We start from the raw sequence: 18,056 nt of genomic DNA on the forward strand, positions 1-18,056 counted from the left end.
GAAGCCGAGGGTTCTTTTTTTTGTTCACAGAGAGATCACAAAGAGGCGGTAGGATAGAGGAAACGTATAGAAAGGGATGATGTTTCCATGACAAAACCATTGACGAAACGGCAGGCAGGAGGATTTGTGTTATTCGGGATTTTATTCTGGTTCGTAGGCGCCATGAGCGTCCGTCTGATCGGCGATACCTTTTTCACCTCGGGGAATCCCTGGCTCTTTTTCGCCTTCTTCCTCGGTTTACCCGCAGGCTACTTCTTCATTAAAACGGCAACAGCCTTCATTCCGATTGCACGGGAGAAAATTTTTGAAGCGGTCGCCATCATGACGACATCTGCTGTCCTGTTCGACGGAATCTTCCTCACCTTCTTCCGTCAGCTGTATCACAGCGACTTCGAAGTTTCCCACTACGGAGCTGCCTGGATCCTCTGGTGCGGAGGTGTAGGCCTTGCCTTGGGATATTATTATTCCTACGCGAAAAGAAAAGCCGCTGCGGTATAATGAAACCATCGCAGACAGGGTGGGATGGGAATGGTCCAGTTATTAGTCGTAGAAGATGATCGGAATCTAAGAAAAATGATGGGGGTTTACCTGGAGAAGCAGGGATACAGCATCCATCAGGCGGCAGACGGGGAAGAGGCATTGAAGGTATTGGATACCTTCCATATCGACTTGATGATCAGTGACATCATGATGCCCCGCCTGGATGGATATGCATTGACGAAGAGCCTCCGGGACGCGGACATGGGGATGCCGATCCTGCTTGTTACAGCGAAAGACCGTCTGGAGGATATGGAGCAGGGATTTTTATCGGGAACCGACGATTATATGGTGAAGCCGATCCAATTGAAAGAGCTGTCCCTCCGCGTTTCCGCGTTATTGCGAAGGGCGAAGATCTCCCAGGAGAGGAAGATCACTATCGGCTCCTTCGTCATCCACTATGACAGCCTTACCGCTGAGGATGACGGAAGCACCTATGCTTTTCCGAAAAAGGAATTCTATCTATTATACAAGCTGCTCAGCTACCCGAATCGTATTTTCTCAAGGCAGCAGCTGATGGAGGAAATATGGGGGCTTGATGTCGAAGTGGATGAGCGCACCGTCGATACGCACATTAAGAAACTGCGCAGGAAGCTTGCGGAGGTCGATGCTTTTGACATCACCACCATCCGAGGGATCGGGTACAAAGTGGAGTGCCGGAAATGAGAAGGCTGCTTTCCTCCATCACCGTCAAGTTGACGACCATCGTCGTCCTGATCCTGCTCCTCTCCGCAGGTGCTTCCATTTGGATCGTAGCCGTTGCAGCCGAACAGCTTCCACAGCTTCTTCCGGAGTCCAATCAGATGAGAGTGTTCACCCTGATTCTAGCCACCGTCGGAATATGTGCCATTCTGGACACAATTTTCATGAGCTTCGCTTCCCTGTTCATCACGAAACCGATCAAGAAGATGGCAGAGATGGCCCAGGATATTGCGAAAGGGGAGTTCACGAGCCGGACTTCCTACAAGAGCAGCGATGAAATCGGATCCTTGGCCGACAGCCTCAACAAGATGGCGCAGGAGCTCGATAACATGGCCTACATGCGGAAAGATTTCATCAGCAACGTATCCCATGAGTTCAAGACACCGATTGCATCGATCCAAGGGTTTGCCGAACTGATGCAGGAACAGTCGTTGTCCCAGGAGGAGCGCAGCGAATACCTCGGCATCATCATTGACGAATCCAAGCGTCTGCACAGCTTGTCGGAGAATATGCTGCGTCTCTCCCGACTGGACCGGCAAGTGCTGCCCGATAAACAGACGACTTTCCGGCTGGATGAACAGATCCGCCGCGTCCTCATGCTGCTGGAGGACTCGTGGGCGAAGAAAGACATAGCCTTCGACCTCGACCTCCCCCCGATTTCGTACGAAGGGGATGAGCCGTTGATCCAGCAGATCTGGATGAATCTGATTGCAAACGCCATCAAGTTCTCCCCGGATTCTTCCACCATCACTATTCTCCTCGCCTCCAAAGCCGAAGGTGTGGAAGTAGTCGTAGCAGACGAAGGAATCGGTATGCCGACGTCCATCCAGCAGCGCATTTACGAGCGGTTCTATCAGGGAGAAACCTCCAGGATGGACCAGGGCAACGGGCTCGGACTTGCCATTACAAAAAGGATCCTCACCATTTTGTCGGGAGAGATCCACTTCACCAGCACAGTAGGAAAAGGAACACGCTTCACCGTGTTCCTCCCTTATATTAAATAGAGTTCTGTATAACGTTCTTGGAATCCAGCAGGGAGTACCCGAATTACGATTCTTTCAGCAGGTGTTTGTATTCAGACTGGATCACTCCGACGATGGCACCGAGCATTTCCGTCTTCCGGTCATCGGGAATCGAGGCGCCGTCGGGATTCCAGTAGTAATAGGTATCGACCGCTTCTTCATAGACGAAACCGAGCGTCGCGAGCGTGTACTTGAGGGCTTGAGGAATCTCGGTCTCTCCGGTCTGCTCCGTGAAATAATCCGTCGGTGTCACCCAGACGTCGGCATCGGTCTGGCCTGTATGAAGAACGAATACATCGTCCTCTGAACGGGTGATCCACTGCTCTTTGGAGAAAATCGCGAGACCGGTTCCTTCCAATTTGGAGATCCCGTCCAAGTTGATGCCGAAGATCGTATTGACGGCCCGGCGGACTTCTCCACCGGTCAGTTTGCGGTCGAAGGCATGAATATAAATCGCAAGAACCTCCATTTTCGGAAGCTCCTCCAATTCTTCTTTCTCATACTCCGAATGCTCACACAAGAACGCCATCGTCTCCTCTTTATACGCACTCCGCTGTTTGCCGGCCCCTGTTTCAGACACATACTTCAAATCGATTCCATACGCATCCTGCACGACAGCGGCAACATCCTCCGGTTTCCCTTCCGCCCTTTCCCACGCTGCATCCAGACGCTCTGCCTTCGTTTCCCCGAGTTTCTTCATAATCTCCCCATCCTTTTTCATCTACTTGCTTCTATCATGGACAAAGTTCCGCTGGATTTCAATCAAAAAGGAAATTTTTTACGTTAGACGATTGAAAGTGTCGTAACCTCCGGCAATGGAGGTACACTATAGAAAAAAAGAGGAGGAATGATGCATGCAGAACGGCGCTCTTGTCTGGTTCAGAAACGACCTCCGCGTCCACGACCATCACCCTTTGCATCAGGCCGTCCAAAGCGGCAAGCCGGTCATCGGGATGTACGTGTTCGACCCGGCAGCATACGAACAGGGGGAAGACGGGATCAGGAAGACCGACCGGCACCGCGCCCGCTTCCTGATCGAAAGCATCCACGACCTGCGGAAAAATCTAGGGGCTCTCGGCATTCCACTGATTGTCCGCTGCCGGAGGACGACAGAGGCCATTCATGAAATAAAGGAAAAAATAAAGATAGACGCTGTCTATGTCCACGAAGAGATCGGAAGGGAGGAGCAGACGGTAGAGGAAAACGTGCGGCAGGCGCTGCCGGACACTGCTTTTCACGTGGAACACGGGCATAACCTTTACCTGCCTGATGATCTCCCCTTCTCCATCCAGGAGCTTCCCGATACGTTCTCCCAGTTTCGAAAACGGCTTGAGAAGTCAGGGACATCGGTAAGAAAAGCGATCGCTCCGCCCGCGCCGGAGGATCAAGCAGAGCTGCCTGTTCCAGAAGGTGACATACCCACATTGGAAACGCTCGGTTTCGATTCGGCAGACGAAGCACCGCGCTACCCCGGGGGCTCTTCCGAAGCGAGGAAACGGCTGATCGATTATATCTTTACGAAAGACCGGCTGAAAATATATAAACAGACGCGGAACGGCATGCTGAAGGAGGATGATTCTTCGAAGTTCTCCCCTTATCTCGCCAACGGCTGCCTCTCTCCCCGGGTCGTCTATGAACAGATCCAGGCCTATGAACGGACAAACGGCGCCAATGAGTCGACGTATATGCTCTACTTCGAGCTGTTGTGGCGGGACTATTTCCACCTCGTCCACCGCAAATACGGGGACAGGATCTTCTATCGGTCCGGCCTCTCCGGCAAGGCGATTCCATGGGAGCGCGACGAGAAGCTCCTTCAGGCGTGGATCGATGGAAAGACGGGGTACCCGCTCGTCGATGCCGGCATGCGTGAACTGAAGGAGACAGGCTTTTTGTCTAACCGTAGCAGGCAGAATGTGGCCAGCTTCTTCACGAAGAACCTCGGACTCGACTGGAGGATCGGCGCCCGCTGGTTCGAATCCCAGCTCGTCGATTATGACGTCAGCAGCAACTACGGCAACTGGCTCTACATCGCCGGAGTCGGGAATGACGCCGTCCCGTTCCGCGCCTTCAACGTCGAGAAACAGGCGAAAGACTATGACCCGGACGGCAGTTACCTGCGTCACTGGCTTCCGGAACTGGCCGCTCTCCCAGCAGACTGGATTCACCAGCCGCGGGAGATGGGAATGATCGAACAACAGCAGTACGGCATCGTTCTCGGCGAGCACTATCCCCTTCCCGTGGTCGACTTATACGAATCGATGAGGAAACGGAAAGAAGCCTTTGCCGCTGCCGACCGCTGATCCTTATAGAAGAAGCCCGGAGGTTATCCTCCGGGCTTTTTCATTCCTCTGATAGATGAAAGATCCTTACCATCGTCTTCGCCAGCACGAACCGTATCGGATACAGGACAAGCACGACGATCACAAAAAACACAACCAGCTGCAGCCACTGCCACGGCAGGAAGGCGACAAGACGATTCCCGACGACGTAGATGAGGAACGTACCGATAGCGATCAGCCCGATAAAGACGAAGACAGCCGCTCCTTTCTGCTGCCATGTGTACCTTCTGATTTCTTCTCTATACTTCCACCCTCCATATGCTGCGTATAACAAAAGCAGAATGACACCGAACATTCAAATCCCCCCATCCCTGATTACGATAACGAGTCGGATACATTCCATAGATCCTGTTTTTTTCCATTCTTCCTGTCCCTATCCACGAAAGCCTATCCACAAAAGCGGAACGTTCATATACTGTATGGACTATTTGCTAGGAAAAGGAGTTATGGATACCCATGTTCCCTGAAATATGTGAAATTTTAAGTAATGGAGGGACGATCACCTGCTTTCTGACAGACGCAGACGGCGTCCCTGTTGATACGGATGCGCCGCTGGATTTGTGTGAAGCGGTTCGCCGGGTGACGATCCCGGTCACGCTTCCGAACGGAGTCGTCGCAGACCTTCAGCAAGTGACTCTCCGGAAGTCCGGTTTCGTCGTCCTGGAAGTGACCGACGGTGAAACGACCTGCCTGTCTGAACCGATCTCCTTCTGCTCTGTAGAGAATATCATCCTATGCGCACCGGATGGAACGGACATCGTGTGCGAAGTGACGGATTTCTCCTGCAGTCCTTGCGTCAGCTGTAATACAGAAGGGTTCGTCCAGTCCATCGATATTTTCTTCCGCATCTGCCAGAATGTCCAGGTCGTGGCCGATGTGACAGTGGAACTGACGACACGTCTCTGCCAGCCGCGGCAGGCGTTCGATGTCCCGCTTTGTCCGAGAAACGCTGCCATCCCGCCGCAATGCCCTGTGTTGTTCCCGGATGCAGGGGATATGCCAGCAACGTCTGTTCCGGAACCCCCGGCCATCTCGCTTCCCGCCCCGGAACCGGTCGTGAATCAGGCAGAGCTGGAGACCATTTGCGTCAACACCAGCAAAGTATATGACTGGATCGTGCTGACGAACGATTTTGAAATCAATCGTCTGGCCGACGATCTTATTTTCAACTGTACGCCGTGTGAAATGCGGTTGTTCGTTCCAGCCGTCACCCTTTGTGAACGGATCTATTCCGGTAAATTGCTTTGTGGAGAAGACCCGGTTGCTGGAGCAGCGGTCAATATCACCGCCGATCCTCCTATTCTGGAGATTGATCCTGACCCTGTAATCACCGATGAGTTTGGAAACTTCGAAGTGTTGGCTTCCGTGGCATCCGGAACCGATGACACGATGGTGACGGTCACAGCCTTCGCGGAACTTCCAGAAGGCTTGGCTTCCAAATCCTTGAACACGATGGCTTTCTGTCCGGAGCCGCCATGTTCCATCGACTTGTTTATTGAAGGACAGGAGGATTTAATCAGCTGCAGCAGCTTCCTGAGCGGCCGCGTGCGCTGTGGTAACACGGTCATCGAGGGAGCGACGGTCGACCTGGAAAGCAGCAATCCGGCGATCATCATGTTCGAAAGTACACCGGCGACGACCGGTTCCAACGGTAACTATTTCGCCGGAATATCCATTCCGGAAAATACCCCTGTACAAGAGGTCACCATCACCGCTACGACAACGATCGATGGAGAGACGCTTACTGCTAGTGTAGATATCACGGTCGAATGTAATGAAACGCCTTGCCCTTAATCGACGATTAATATTGTTCGAAATGGAGTGTAACAACGATGTTAAGCTTGAATGTTCCAGACCTCATCACATGCCAGACCGTCATTACCGGGACACTCACATGCGCCGAAGGGACTCCGGTCGACAACGGCGAAGTAGCCTTCCTGGACTTTCCGCAAGATAACGTGACCTATAATCCCAACCCTGCCATCACGGATGCGAACGGCAACTTCTCCACTACAGTAACCGTCAACCCTGATACCGAACTGCTTTCTTTAGTCGTCAACGCCAGCAGCGTCGTTTTCGGAGAAGTACAGCAGGGGAGCGCCGGGACGCAGATCATCTGCTCCCCGGACCCTCCGCCTCCACCGGTCGAATGCCCATGTAAATTCAGACTTGGAGTGGCCAGAAACCGGGCCACAGCGACGGCTACAGTCGTCGATAACGGGGCACCGTTTGATCTCACTGGAATCATTAATATTACCGCTGTCCAATGCTTTACAGCGAGCACGATGTGTAATCCGAACGTAGATAATTTCAACATCACCTTTAATGCCGGAGGGACGACAATCAACTTCGTTCAAGGACGGCGTATCGAAATAGGCTGTGAAGGGAACAACGTCGCACGAATCCGCGGTACCGCCATCGGCAGAGGAAACCTTTACAGCGGCCTGTTCGACGTGAACATCGAGGTTGTCGTCGATGAAAATAATGTCGGGACATGGACGATTGATGCCTTCGACGATATGAACCATTCGTTCTCGACCGTCTTCACCGCCTTGATGAACCCGATCACTTCCATCGGCGAGTGTGATGTTCAATTCTAACTTTTTTTATGGAGTGTGAAACGTAATGTTGACTTTGAATGTACCGGAGATCATCACCTGTCAGGCCGTCATAACAGGGACGCTGACATGTGCGGAAGGGACACCGGTCGAAGATATAGAAGTTTTTTTCAGTGATTTTCCAGAGGATACGGTCACGTATGATCCGAACCCCGCCGTCACCGATGTGAACGGGGACTTCACCACGACGGTCACCGTGCCCGTGGGGACACCGCTTGTATCCATTACCATCGAGGCATCGGCCATCGTTTTCGGGGAGGTACAAATGGGATTCGCGGGCACACAGATCGAGTGTCCGCCGGTCGAATGTCCTTGTAAATTCCGGGTCGGCTTGAGAGATGAAGCGAAGGCGCAGGCAGACATCACCGATAGAGGAAAGAGTTTTTCTGTTTCCGGTGAAATCAATGTGAGTGCCATCCAGTGCTTCCAGACGGAGCCTGGATGTAACCCGGATGTCGATGACTTCAACATTTCCTTTGAAGGAAAAAAGGTAGAGCTGCGGTTTTTCCAAGGAAGACGTATCGATTTCTCTTGTGACGGGGATCGTTCCATCCGCTTACGTGGGACGGCGATTGCCAAGGGCTACTTCCGGGGCGTCTTCGACGTATCCATTGAAGTGACCATCGATGATAACAACATCGGGACATGGATCATCAATGCCGATAACGGAATGGGCCAGTCCTTCTCCACCGTTTTCCGCGGCCGGATGAGCAAGTCGACGTCCATCGGCGACTGTGGCCTGCAGTTTTAATAAAAAAAGACTTTCCCAGGTGCTTCATCGGGAAAGTCTTTTTCTGCGTCGCAGGAAGACGAAGAACAGAACGATCAGCACGATGGCGGCCCCAGCGGTAATCGCAATGTTTTTGATGTTCGGTACGGTGATCTCGACCATGATCCGGTTTTCTTCCAGAGCATCCAAATTCCACGTGAGAACGTTGCCGTCGACGTCATCGGCGTTGTGGGATTTGGGCTTCACCGGCAGGTCAAGCGTGAAGGTCAAGTCGATCCGGTCGCCGATCAAACGCGCGGCTCCGGGGATCGAGACGGATTCACCGAGATCGACATCGGCGACGATCGCATAGGTGCGCGTGAAAAATCCCTCCTCGACTGTCGTGTCGACCGGAATATCCTGCGCCCCGTCCGAAACGACGCCCGATGCCGGCAGCACGTCCATCTCTTGAATGTCTTCGAACGACTTGGATGCTTCAAAGCCTGTGTATCCGCCGGACGTATAATCACTGACCTCATAGCCTCGCTGGGTCAGCTCGGCTTTTGCCGTTTCGACAAGGCCATCCGTCCGGCCGGAGAAGCGCCCGGACGCATTCTCATCCACGCCGATCCGGAACGACGTTTCGCCGCTTCCGTCCTTATTGATTTTCACCCCGACATTCCCCTGCACACATCCGGAAAGAATCAGGATGAGGACAAGTGCCGGAGCAATCCACCATTTTCTTTTCATTTACATCCCCTCCACAAGGATAATTTTCCACCTATGAGATGTGTCTTTATGTACAAGATTATAATAGACAGGAGGAATAGTTATGACGATTTCAAACACGATGGAAGATTTCCACCAGCATCTGCAGACGTGGATCGGTACAGACATCTGCATCACGAAACACGAATTGCGCGATCAAGATGCCGTCTCCATGCAGCTGCACGACGTTTCCTATTCTGTGAACCCGATGAGTATCGACGGCTATATGGGTCCCTATACGCTCTACCTGCACGGAAAGGGATATGTCAGCACGGACATGCAAGGGACAGAGCCCCTCCCCACCCCTTATTACGAAATTCCGCTGGAGGAGACGACCCATTACGAATGGAACGACGACCGCTTCTTTCTAAAGACGGCAAGAGGCGACTACACGATCGCAAGAAAATAAGAAAACAGCCGGCAGTCGTTGTCCGGCTGTTTTTTTTCTCATTGCGCTTTCGGAAGATCCGTAGACGGCTGCGGGCGCTTATTTTTACCCTTGAACGACCAATACGTAAACATCCGGATGATTTTCTCCATCGGTCCCTGGCGGAAATAACGGCTGTACCACAGGCTGAGTGCCGCCTGCAGGCTGAACACCAGCACGCCGATCGCGATTCCCGCCCAGATTCCGAGGGAAGCGAACAACCCCAGACCGAAGCCGTAAAAGATGAAAATACAGCAGACCGTCTGGAGCAGGTAATTGGTCAACGACAGACGCCCGACCGCCTCCATCCCCCGGACGAATAGTGAAGAGCGGCCGTGGAACGCTGCGGTGAAAAGACAGATGTAACCGAGAGCGAGCAGAGGTCCGCCGAGCGCGTACCCGATTCCCGACCAGCCCGAATCCGGCATCCAGACAATCATGCTCTTCAGCCCAAGCCCGGCAAGGGTAAGCCACAGCGCCCCGCGCTTCCATACCGCTATGTCAGCTTCCACTCTGTTGAACAGCTGACGTTTTGCCGCATACATCCCGAAGAGGAACATCGGCAGGATCAGAAACGGCGAGAGTGCAAGAATGAGGAACATCAGACCCGGCCCGAGCATCAACGGGTCTTCCTGCGAACGGTGGGTCATGATTTCAACAAACGTCCCGCTCCCATAGATATCGACCGTATCTTCCACATACGCATCCATCCTCGTCTGCTCTTCTGATGTCATTGCAAGTCCCCCGCTGCCGTAGGAGAACGCCGACGTCAGAATAAGGACGACGATTCCCCAGATGAGCAGCGTCTTCGGCTTCCTTTTCACGAACAAAAGCAGGAAGAAACCCATCATACCGTAGGCGAAGAGGATATCCCCTTCCCACAGAAGGATTCCGTGCAGGAGACCAAGGACAATCAGCGCCAGGAACCGGCGGGTGAATTGCCGCTTCACACGGAAACCCTTCTCCTTCCAGCTGCTGTACATAAGGATGATTCCATATCCGAACAGGAAGGCGAAAATCGGCATGAAGCTCGTTTCGACGAACACCTTCAAGATATCGTGACCGACAGCATCTGCCGTACCGAAGTCCCATTCATCCTTTCCGTAAATCCCGTACTGGAATATCAATAGGTTGGCAAGCAGGATTCCGAACAAGCTGAATCCTCTCAGCGCATCTATCACACCAATTCTTTGTTTCAATGAACTTCTCCCCTCTCTTTCCTTATTCATACGGGAAGTCGAGCAGAGAAGATTCATTTATTTTCCAATTATTTCTGATTTCCGGGAAGCAGCTGCTGCAGCGTTTCCTTCAACTGAAGGATGTCCGCTTCTTCCATATGCAGACGTTCGAGCAGCAGGTCCGGAATGCACTCCGCTTTCTCTTCCGCTTCCTTCCCTTTATCCGTCAAAACGACGTCGACGCTCCGTTCATCGCGTGTCGAACGCTCTCTCCTGATCAGACCTTCCGACTCCATCCGCTTCAGCATCGGCGTCAGCGTCCCGGAATCCAAATAAAGCCGGCGGCCAAGCTCCTTCACCGTCAGCGGACTCTCCTCCCATAAAGCGAGCAGCACCAAATACTGTGGATACGTAATATTCAAATCGGCTAAAAGCGGACGGTACATCTTCGTCATCTCGCGCGTCGCCGCATACAAAGAAAAGCAAATCTGATTTTCCAACTTCATTTTTTCATCGGCCATTCGGCAACCCTCCTGGTTCCATTATAGCAAATGCCTTGCCAAACACAATTCAATTGTGTACTATTTAATTGTGCACAATCTAAATAAACATGAAGGAGTTGTTGAACATGGTTAAACCTCTATACACAGCGAAAGCGACAGCAGAAGGTGGACGTCAAGGCGTCGTCAAATCTTCAGACGGAACATTGGAACTGGATCTTACGATGCCGAAAGCGCTCGGCGGCAACGGAAAAGAAGGCGCAACAAACCCGGAACAGCTATTCGCAGCAGGTTATTCTGCGTGCTTCGACAGTGCTCTCCAACTAGTCGCATCCCAGGCGAAAAAGAAAATCACATCGAAAGTGACAGCGGAAGTGAGCATCGGCAAACAAGGCGAAGGCTTCGGACTTGCAGTTAAACTGTTCGTCGAAATCGAAGGCGTAAGCCAGGACGAAGCAGACGAACTCGTCAAGAAAGCCCACCAAGTCTGCCCTTACTCCAACGCTACGCGCGGAAATATCGAAGTCGATCTGGAAGCAAAAGCCGTTTAATTTTTATCATAGAAGAAAATTTTTTAGAACCATTAAAAGGAAGGGATTATGCCCTCAAAGCCTTATTCCCTACAAGCTTAAGGAAGTAAATAGCAGCAGAGGGCGGAGGGAAGAGGGGCAGACTCCTGCGGGAGATGCGGCACAGGTGAGACCCCGGAAGAGCAGCGCGATGAGGAGGCTCACCGGCCGCCCCGCGGAAAGCGCCCCTCTTCCCGGAGCCCTCCCCCCTGCAGTAAAAAACGAAAGGCCGATGACGGTCTTTCGTTTTTTTTGCAGAAAAAGGATTACTGAACAGAAACCGTTCGGAGCACCATAAGAACAGGCTGTTTGCTGCCGAACCAGCCGACAAATACGGACAAAACTCGAAGCATATCGGTTGAACTCTCAACTTCAAGATATTATAATACGTGTGTTAATAAACTTGTGAGGACAACAACTTAGGAGGTTTTACAAGTGAACGTATTAGTTATAAAAGCAAACAACCGTCCAGACGGTATTTCAACGAAGATGTACGACGCGTTTTTGGAAAATATTGAGCAGAATCAAGACGTCAACGTCGAAACGTATGATCTGTTCGCCGAAGATACACCATATTTGAGCCAGGATCTATTCACTGCGATCGGTAAAATCCAGGAAGGTGCCGCTATGAACGAAGACGAGCAGCGCTTGATGGATGCGAAGCAGAAAGCGAAAGACGCGTTGAGCAAAGCAGACGTCGTCGTTGTCGCGTTCCCACTATGGAACTTGACGATCCCTGCGAAACTGCAGACGTTCATCGACTATGTAGCCGAAGCAGGCTTCACATTCAAGTACACGCCGGAAGGTCTGAAGCCGCTTATGACAGACAAACAGGCGATCCTTCTGAACGCCCGCGGCGGCAACTATTCCGATCCGTCCATGGCACCGATGGAAATGTCCTTGAACTACATGCGTAACGTTCTTGGTGGACTATTCGGCATGAAGATTACAGAAGAAGTAATCATCGAAGGCCACAATGCGAACCCGGATCAAGCGGAAACGATCGTTAACGAAGGTCTTGAGAAAGTCGCACAAGCTGCGAAAAACGTCGCTTACCAAAACGTATAAGGATTACAGAAAAGGCACTGGGATCGTTCCCAGTGCCTTTTTTTATATACTGAGAGTAGTTAACACCTATAAAGATAGATCAGATGATAGAGCGGGCTGCGGGGAAGGGGGCGCTTTCCGCGGGGCGGCCGGTGAGCCTCCTCATCGCTGCGCTCTTCCGGGGTCTCACCTGTGCCGCATCTCCCGCAGGAGTCTGCCCCCTTCCCCTCCGCCCTTTACCTTATGTACTTTCCATCCGCTTAACTGGAATATAGCCTACGTACGTATCCACCCATCAGCTATGTGGTGAGGAAGATTATCATCTTAACCATTTCAGTATTTACAAATAAAAAAGAGGCACCGGATCCGGTGCCTCTTTTCGCATGTGATTAATGGCCTTCTGCTTCATCGACGTGATGGACGTGCTTCGCGTTTACAGCGACAAACAGCACAGATACCAACACGACAACCCCCGCTACATAAAACGGTACGCTTGAGTTATATACTTCCGCCAGTTTACCCGCAAGGAACGGTGCCAGCGCACCACCCAAAAAGCGCAGGAAGCTGTAGGCGGCAGAAGCCGTCGAGCGTTCGACAGGGCTTGCGTTCATGACCGCTGTCGTAATGAGCGTATTGTTATTACCGAGCAGCGCACCAGCGAAGATGACCGCAGCGATGACGACCCATTGTGTAGATGTCCAAGCTCCCATAGCAAGGAGAACAAGACCGAAGACAACGAGCATCAGGCACATCGACTTCACGGTTCCAAACCATTTTTGCAGCTTCGGAGCAGTGAAGACGGATGTGACGGCAAGCAGAATTCCCCAACCGAGGAAGACGAATCCGAGTCCGTGTTCATCCAGTCCGAGTACGAACGGGGAATAGGCGAGCAGCGTAAAGAACCCGAAGTTGTACAAGGCGGCCGTAATTCCGAGCACCAAGAGAGAACGGTGCTTCAATGCACGGAACGGATCGCCGAGCGATGTTTTTTTCTTAGCAACGCCTGCTGAAGGCTTCGCTTTCGGCATGAGCGTCGTCAGACCGATGAAAGCAATGACCATAAGCGTCGCAACCCCAAGGAACGGTCCTCTCCATGACATCGCTCCAAGCCAGCCTCCAAGGAGTGGACCGACGGAAATGCCGAGACCGATGGCTGCTTCATACAGGATGATCGCTTTTGCGTTTCCGCTGTTGGACAACGTAACGATCGCTGTAAGAGCTGTGGCAACGAACAGGGCGTTACCGAGTCCCCAGCCTCCGCGCAGGAAGACAAGCTCCCAGATTCCGTTGGAAAGACCACCAAGGGCGGAGAAGATCGCGATAATGACGATCCCTGCAAGAAGCGTCTTCTTCATTCCGATTCTCGAAGTGATGAACCCCGTGACGAGCATCGCAACGGCCATGACGGCATTATAACTAGTGAATAAGAGCGTAACCTGACTTGGTTCTGCATCCAGCTGCTCGGCTATGGCAGGCAGGATTGGATCAACAAGACCCAGCCCCATGAAAGCGATGATACAGGCGAAAAAGACCGCCCACACCGATTTCGGCTGATGTAAAATTCCAGGTTCTTCGGCAATAGTCACCGGTGGGACCTGGTTTGTTTGTGTAGACATAAATAACATGTCCCCTTTCCTTATAATTTCGAATGGAAGATGTGGCGGATCACATCACCGCGGCTGATGATTCCGACGAGTCTGCCGTCCTTTTCCACCGGAAGCTTTTTGACCTCGTCTTTCCCGAGCAGGGCGGCGACTTCCTCCCCTGCTGTCTCCACCGACGCCGTAAGAACGGAATCATCCGCAAGCTCCATGACGTTCAAGTCGAGGACCTCTTCAATCCGCTCATCGAACGGATCACGATCTCCGGGTATGACCGCTACTGTGTACAAAGAATCGACGAAGAAGTCTTTGTGCTTCCCTATATAACGCATGATGTCTTCCTCACTGATATAAGCGACGATGTTTCCAGCTTGATCCGTCACCGGCATCCCGCTGATCTCCTCATGAATCAACTTGGCAAGAACGGTCCGAATCGAATCCGTGTGATTTACGCGATGCACGTCATGCATCATCATATCTTGTGCCTGCATGGTATCTCCCTCTCCCATTTAGTTGCATAATACAAACAATTACTTGTATAATACAACTATAAAAGTTCTTATGTCAAGACAATGCGTTCAACTATGTTATGATAAAAGGAGGAAAAGGATTAATGGAGGTGGCAGGATTGAGTGACAGATCCGTAGAAGTGATCGAACGACAAGTCACAGACTTCATCCGCCGGATCGTATTGACAGAGAAACAGGACGACAGTCTGGAACGTTCGGCATATATTCTGCTCCGTCAGCTGACTACTTATGGTCCGGCCGGAGTGAAAGCCCTTTCGGAAGATCTGCATCTGGACGTTTCGACGATCAGCAGGCAGGCGGCGGCTCTTGTCGCTAAAGGGTATGTAGAGAAGATACCGAATCCGAACGATGGACGCGCCTACTTCTACCGGATTACGAAGCTCGGTTCCGAAGAACTGGAGGGCAATAAACAGCGCCGGTTTGAGCGCTTGTCCCGCGTGCTTTCTGACTGGACGGACGAAGAACAGGAAACGTTCGGAAGACTATTGAAGAAATACAATGAAACGATCAATAAACGGCTCAACTTATAGCCGAAAAAAAGCCAGGCACGGGTCTCTCTCCCGTGCCTGGCTTTTATTTGTTCTCAGGAAGCTTGGTTTTCATCGACTTTCGTCAGTGCTTCCTCGAGCGGTTCACTCAATCCGACAGCGAGCGTCTTCGAATAAAGCGTTCCGATATGGTGTTCATCCCGGTAAACGTACACGTTGCCGATAACCGGCTTACAGCTGTCTTCCTCACAGAAGTAATCCGACAAATCAGCATAGGTCACGTTCCCAGGCAGGTCTTCTGTATTTTCCCACGGTACGACGTCCGCCAGCGCTTCCCTGCGCGGTACCGAACAGTCATCGACAGAATCATTCTGTTCGAGGCAGATGAGCGGATCCTCTTCCATACGAGGATTATCCCGGATGGCGAAAACTTCCGTTATACCTTCAAGTTTCCGCCACTGTTCTTTATACCCGTCCGGAACTTTGTCTCCGGCACCGACCGTCGCTGTCGTGACGACAAGGTCCGGCGGCTCTTCCAACAGTTTCGCAAGCAAATCTTCATTCCATTCCACACACGTCTCATTCAACTTGCCGTTGAAATCGTCGGCAGAGAACCGGCACGCATCTTTATTATAAACATCGATCTGCAGGTTAAAGTCTTTCGACAATTCCTCAAGAGCCGGGAACCAGTGTCCGGAATGGGAACCACCGACAAGGGCGACCGTATAATCCGGATTTTCCGTCTCCCCTTTGGAGCAATATTCAAGCCCTTCTTCATTCGTGTACGTGAAGCAGCTGTCATCTTCATAAAAAGACGGCAGGTTCTCCTGGACTTCGATCGGCGTCGGATATGGACCTTTATCGTCAGCAGGCTCGATATCCCCCATAACCGCTCTTGCACCCGGGTAGTCTTCCACGACATAGGCCGATCCCTTCACTTGACTGCTGTAAAGGTCCCAAGCCGTATTGAGAGCAAGCGTCGGGATGATGAAGAAGCTGAGTGCGAGAACAATTCTTCGTTTCGCCGTCCGTACGTTCAGCTTCCGGATCGGCTTTTCAATATAATTCACAGAGACGTAGGCAAGAACGACCGTAATGGCAAGAACGATGATTCCAGCCCCTGTGGAGATCGTATCGGTATTGAAGTAGGAGTAATACAAAATAAGAAGCGGAAAATGCCACAGATAAAATCCATACGAAATCCCGCCGAATTTCAGGAACGGCTTCGATCCGAGCAGTTTGTCGACACCGAAGCGCCCTCCGTTCTCCGCAGAAACGATGACGAAGATGACCCCCATTGTCGGCAGGAGAGCGATGTAGCCCGGGAACATCGTCGAAACGGGAACAACCATCCCTGTGAATACGACGATGGCAAGGCCGACCCACCCCATGACGATGCTGATTCCTCGTTTGAATTTTAAATAAGGAAGCAGCAAGGACAGAATACCGCCGAGGCTGAACTCCCACGCTCTCGCAAACGTATCAAAATAGGCCCACGGCTGATTGACTGCCGTCTTGTAAATCGAATACGCGATGGAACAGGTGAACAAGACGAGCAGCACGCCGAGAAGCGTCTTTCTCACCGGCGTCTTTAATACTTTACGTGCTAAATAATAGGCGAGCATAATGACAAACGGCCACGTAATATAGAACTGCCCTTGCAGCGACAGCGCCCAGAAATGCTGGAACGGGCTGGCAAGGTTGTTCTGAGCCAAATAATCAACCGAACTGAAGGCAAGCTGCCAGTTCTGGAAGTAGAAAGCGGACGAGAACCCTTCCGCAATGATCTGCTTCCACTGCGCCTGCGGCATCACGATGAACGAAAGCACGATCACCGTGAACAGAACCGTGAAGGCAACCGGGAACAGCCGCCTTGCAAGACCAAGGACATATTCCTTGACGTTCAGGCTCCCTTCCCTTACCATCCGTGATAACAGCGAAGTGGTGATCAAGTATCCGGATACGATGAAGAAGACGTCGACCCCTCCGGAAACGGAACCGAGCCATATATGGTAGATAGCGACGAGAAGTGCAGCGACCGCCCGCACACCTTCAATTTCGGGCCGGAACCGCTTTTCCGGCGCTCTTAAATCTTTCATACTATCAAAACCCCCAAGTAATCAACGACGCATTGCTGCAGCATCATTCAGTATAGATACGTTAAGCATAACAGTTTTCCCTAATTTTTTTACCAATTTCCAATAATTTAACAAATGAATTACAATTCGAACTATTCCCTTTTTCAATAGAATGCTAATGATTGAGAATTAACCGGCCCGTTTCTCATCCGATGAAATTGGATATACTAGTAACACATCCGTAAATGTGACAATTTATCGCAGCGGTTGACAAACATGGAGTTTTATTTAATAATAGGTGTCGTATTAGAATTATTATAAATTACTGCTTTTTGAAGCAGAAAACCATAACTCAGGAGGAATTCAACTATGTCTCTAATCGGTAAAGAAGTACAACCATTCGAAGCAAAAGCATTCAAAAACGGTGAATTCGTAGACGTAAGCAACGAAACATTCAAAGGTCAATGGAGCGTTGTCTGCTTCTATCCTGCAGACTTCTCTTTCGTATGCCCTACAGAATTGGAAGACCTTCAGAACCAATACGAAGATCTTAAAGCACTTGGTGCAGAAGTTTACTCTGTATCCACAGATACGCACTTCGTACACAAAGGCTGGCACGACAGCTCTGAAAAAATCGGTAAAATCACTTATACCATGATCGGGGATCCTTCCCAGACGATTACCCGCGGCTTCGACGTCCTTGATGAAGAGTCCGGTCTTGCAGATCGCGGAACGTTCATCATCGATCCAGACGGCGTTGTTCAAACTGTAGAAGTGAACGCAGGCGGAATCGGCCGTGACGCTAGCACGCTTGTAAACAAAATCAAAGCAGCTCAATATGTACGCAACAACCCAGGTGAAGTATGCCCTGCTAAATGGGAAGAAGGATCTGAAACACTTACACCTAGCCTTGATCTAGTAGGTAAAATCTAAGGAGTGACAG

At 51.3% G+C, this 18,056-nt stretch carries 20 protein-coding genes; 12 read left to right on the top strand and 8 right to left on the bottom strand.

Going from position 1 to position 18,056, the window contains the following annotated elements:
• Window positions 1–87: 87 nt before the first annotated feature.
• Genes QRD89_RS18525 through QRD89_RS18535 form a run of 3 tightly spaced genes read left to right on the top strand, consistent with a single transcriptional unit; the run spans window position 88 to window position 2,243 of the window.
• Window positions 88–498, top strand: coding sequence for a DUF5367 family protein (locus tag QRD89_RS18525; RefSeq protein WP_008640529.1), 411 nt, complete (start codon window positions 88–90; stop codon window positions 496–498).
• Between the two features lie 30 nt (window positions 499–528).
• Window positions 529–1,203: a response regulator transcription factor gene (locus QRD89_RS18530; RefSeq protein WP_008640528.1), complete on the top strand. Its 675-nt coding sequence runs from the start codon at window positions 529–531 to the stop codon at window positions 1,201–1,203.
• Complete coding sequence (locus QRD89_RS18535; RefSeq protein ID WP_286096003.1) at window positions 1,200–2,243, top strand: HAMP domain-containing sensor histidine kinase; 1,044 nt, start codon at window positions 1,200–1,202, stop codon at window positions 2,241–2,243. Before QRD89_RS18530 ends, QRD89_RS18535 begins: the two co-directional genes overlap by 4 nt.
• Window positions 2,244–2,286: 43 nt before the next feature.
• Here the strand turns inward: QRD89_RS18535 and QRD89_RS18540 are convergent, their stop codons facing one another.
• Complete coding sequence (locus QRD89_RS18540; protein WP_153017432.1) at window positions 2,287–2,961, bottom strand: hypothetical protein; 675 nt, start codon at window positions 2,959–2,961, stop codon at window positions 2,287–2,289.
• A 154-nt stretch (window positions 2,962–3,115) separates the two neighbouring features.
• Here QRD89_RS18540 and QRD89_RS18545 point away from each other — a divergent pair, with 154 nt between their 5' ends.
• Complete coding sequence (locus QRD89_RS18545) at window positions 3,116–4,561, top strand: DASH family cryptochrome (RefSeq protein ID WP_286096004.1); 1,446 nt, start codon at window positions 3,116–3,118, stop codon at window positions 4,559–4,561.
• 40 nt (window positions 4,562–4,601) lie between these two features.
• Here QRD89_RS18545 and QRD89_RS18550 read toward each other — a convergent pair whose 3' ends face one another.
• Window positions 4,602–4,895: a hypothetical protein gene (locus QRD89_RS18550; RefSeq protein ID WP_286096005.1), complete on the bottom strand. Its 294-nt coding sequence runs from the start codon at window positions 4,893–4,895 to the stop codon at window positions 4,602–4,604.
• Window positions 4,896–5,056: 161 nt separating this feature from the next.
• Here QRD89_RS18550 and QRD89_RS18555 point away from each other — a divergent pair, with 161 nt between their 5' ends.
• Genes QRD89_RS18555 through QRD89_RS18565 form a run of 3 tightly spaced genes read left to right on the top strand, consistent with a single transcriptional unit; the run spans window position 5,057 to window position 7,969 of the window.
• Window positions 5,057–6,394 (top strand): BMQ_0737 family morphogenetic spore coat protein, encoded by a 1,338-nt coding sequence (locus tag QRD89_RS18555; RefSeq protein ID WP_286096006.1) that lies wholly within the window; start codon window positions 5,057–5,059, stop codon window positions 6,392–6,394.
• Window positions 6,395–6,432: 38 nt separating this feature from the next.
• Window positions 6,433–7,200, top strand: coding sequence for a hypothetical protein (locus QRD89_RS18560; protein WP_286096007.1), 768 nt, complete (start codon window positions 6,433–6,435; stop codon window positions 7,198–7,200).
• A gap of 25 nt (window positions 7,201–7,225) precedes the next feature.
• Complete coding sequence (locus tag QRD89_RS18565; protein WP_286096008.1) at window positions 7,226–7,969, top strand: hypothetical protein; 744 nt, start codon at window positions 7,226–7,228, stop codon at window positions 7,967–7,969.
• A 24-nt stretch (window positions 7,970–7,993) separates the two neighbouring features.
• Here QRD89_RS18565 and QRD89_RS18570 read toward each other — a convergent pair whose 3' ends face one another.
• A complete protein-coding gene (locus tag QRD89_RS18570) occupies window positions 7,994–8,677 on the bottom strand; it encodes an LppM family (lipo)protein (protein WP_062515083.1) in 684 nt (227 codons plus the stop codon).
• Window positions 8,678–8,759: 82 nt separating this feature from the next.
• On the opposite strand from QRD89_RS18570, the gene ymzB reads away from it, so the two are divergent.
• Entirely contained in the window at window positions 8,760–9,104 is a 345-nt protein-coding gene (ymzB, locus tag QRD89_RS18575) for a protein YmzB (RefSeq protein WP_008636206.1), read from the top strand.
• A gap of 38 nt (window positions 9,105–9,142) precedes the next feature.
• Here the strand turns inward: ymzB and QRD89_RS18580 are convergent, their stop codons facing one another.
• Both QRD89_RS18580 and QRD89_RS18585 read right to left on the bottom strand, forming a co-directional pair.
• Window positions 9,143–10,321, bottom strand: coding sequence for a DUF418 domain-containing protein (locus tag QRD89_RS18580; RefSeq protein ID WP_286096010.1), 1,179 nt, complete (start codon window positions 10,319–10,321; stop codon window positions 9,143–9,145).
• A 68-nt stretch (window positions 10,322–10,389) separates the two neighbouring features.
• On the bottom strand, window positions 10,390–10,821 hold the full coding sequence (locus QRD89_RS18585) for a MarR family winged helix-turn-helix transcriptional regulator (RefSeq protein WP_008636211.1): 432 nt from the start codon (window positions 10,819–10,821) through the stop codon (window positions 10,390–10,392).
• Between the two features lie 107 nt (window positions 10,822–10,928).
• Here QRD89_RS18585 and QRD89_RS18590 point away from each other — a divergent pair, with 107 nt between their 5' ends.
• The gene (locus tag QRD89_RS18590; RefSeq protein WP_008636215.1) at window positions 10,929–11,351 is read left to right on the top strand and encodes an organic hydroperoxide resistance protein; all 423 of its coding nucleotides are present in this window, start codon (window positions 10,929–10,931) and stop codon (window positions 11,349–11,351) included.
• Between the two features lie 453 nt (window positions 11,352–11,804).
• On the top strand, window positions 11,805–12,437 hold the full coding sequence (locus QRD89_RS18595) for an FMN-dependent NADH-azoreductase (RefSeq protein ID WP_008636217.1): 633 nt from the start codon (window positions 11,805–11,807) through the stop codon (window positions 12,435–12,437).
• Between the two features lie 368 nt (window positions 12,438–12,805).
• Here QRD89_RS18595 and QRD89_RS18600 read toward each other — a convergent pair whose 3' ends face one another.
• Both QRD89_RS18600 and QRD89_RS18605 read right to left on the bottom strand, forming a co-directional pair.
• Window positions 12,806–14,032: an MFS transporter gene (locus tag QRD89_RS18600; RefSeq protein ID WP_008634289.1), complete on the bottom strand. Its 1,227-nt coding sequence runs from the start codon at window positions 14,030–14,032 to the stop codon at window positions 12,806–12,808.
• A 20-nt stretch (window positions 14,033–14,052) separates the two neighbouring features.
• Complete coding sequence (locus QRD89_RS18605; RefSeq protein WP_286096011.1) at window positions 14,053–14,508, bottom strand: CBS domain-containing protein; 456 nt, start codon at window positions 14,506–14,508, stop codon at window positions 14,053–14,055.
• A gap of 122 nt (window positions 14,509–14,630) precedes the next feature.
• On the opposite strand from QRD89_RS18605, the gene QRD89_RS18610 reads away from it, so the two are divergent.
• On the top strand, window positions 14,631–15,077 hold the full coding sequence (locus tag QRD89_RS18610) for a MarR family winged helix-turn-helix transcriptional regulator (protein ID WP_008634291.1): 447 nt from the start codon (window positions 14,631–14,633) through the stop codon (window positions 15,075–15,077).
• 53 nt (window positions 15,078–15,130) lie between these two features.
• On the opposite strand, the gene QRD89_RS18615 is transcribed toward QRD89_RS18610, so the two are convergent.
• Complete coding sequence (locus QRD89_RS18615) at window positions 15,131–17,134, bottom strand: acyltransferase family protein (RefSeq protein WP_286096012.1); 2,004 nt, start codon at window positions 17,132–17,134, stop codon at window positions 15,131–15,133.
• A gap of 348 nt (window positions 17,135–17,482) precedes the next feature.
• Between QRD89_RS18615 and ahpC the strand changes: the two genes are divergently transcribed.
• Complete coding sequence (gene ahpC, locus QRD89_RS18620) at window positions 17,483–18,046, top strand: alkyl hydroperoxide reductase subunit C (protein WP_008634293.1); 564 nt, start codon at window positions 17,483–17,485, stop codon at window positions 18,044–18,046.
• Window positions 18,047–18,056 lie beyond the last annotated feature (10 nt).

It is taken from the genome of Halobacillus sp. ACCC02827, from assembly GCF_030291935.1.
Taxonomy (GTDB): Bacteria; Bacillota; Bacilli; order Bacillales; family Halobacillaceae; genus Halobacillus.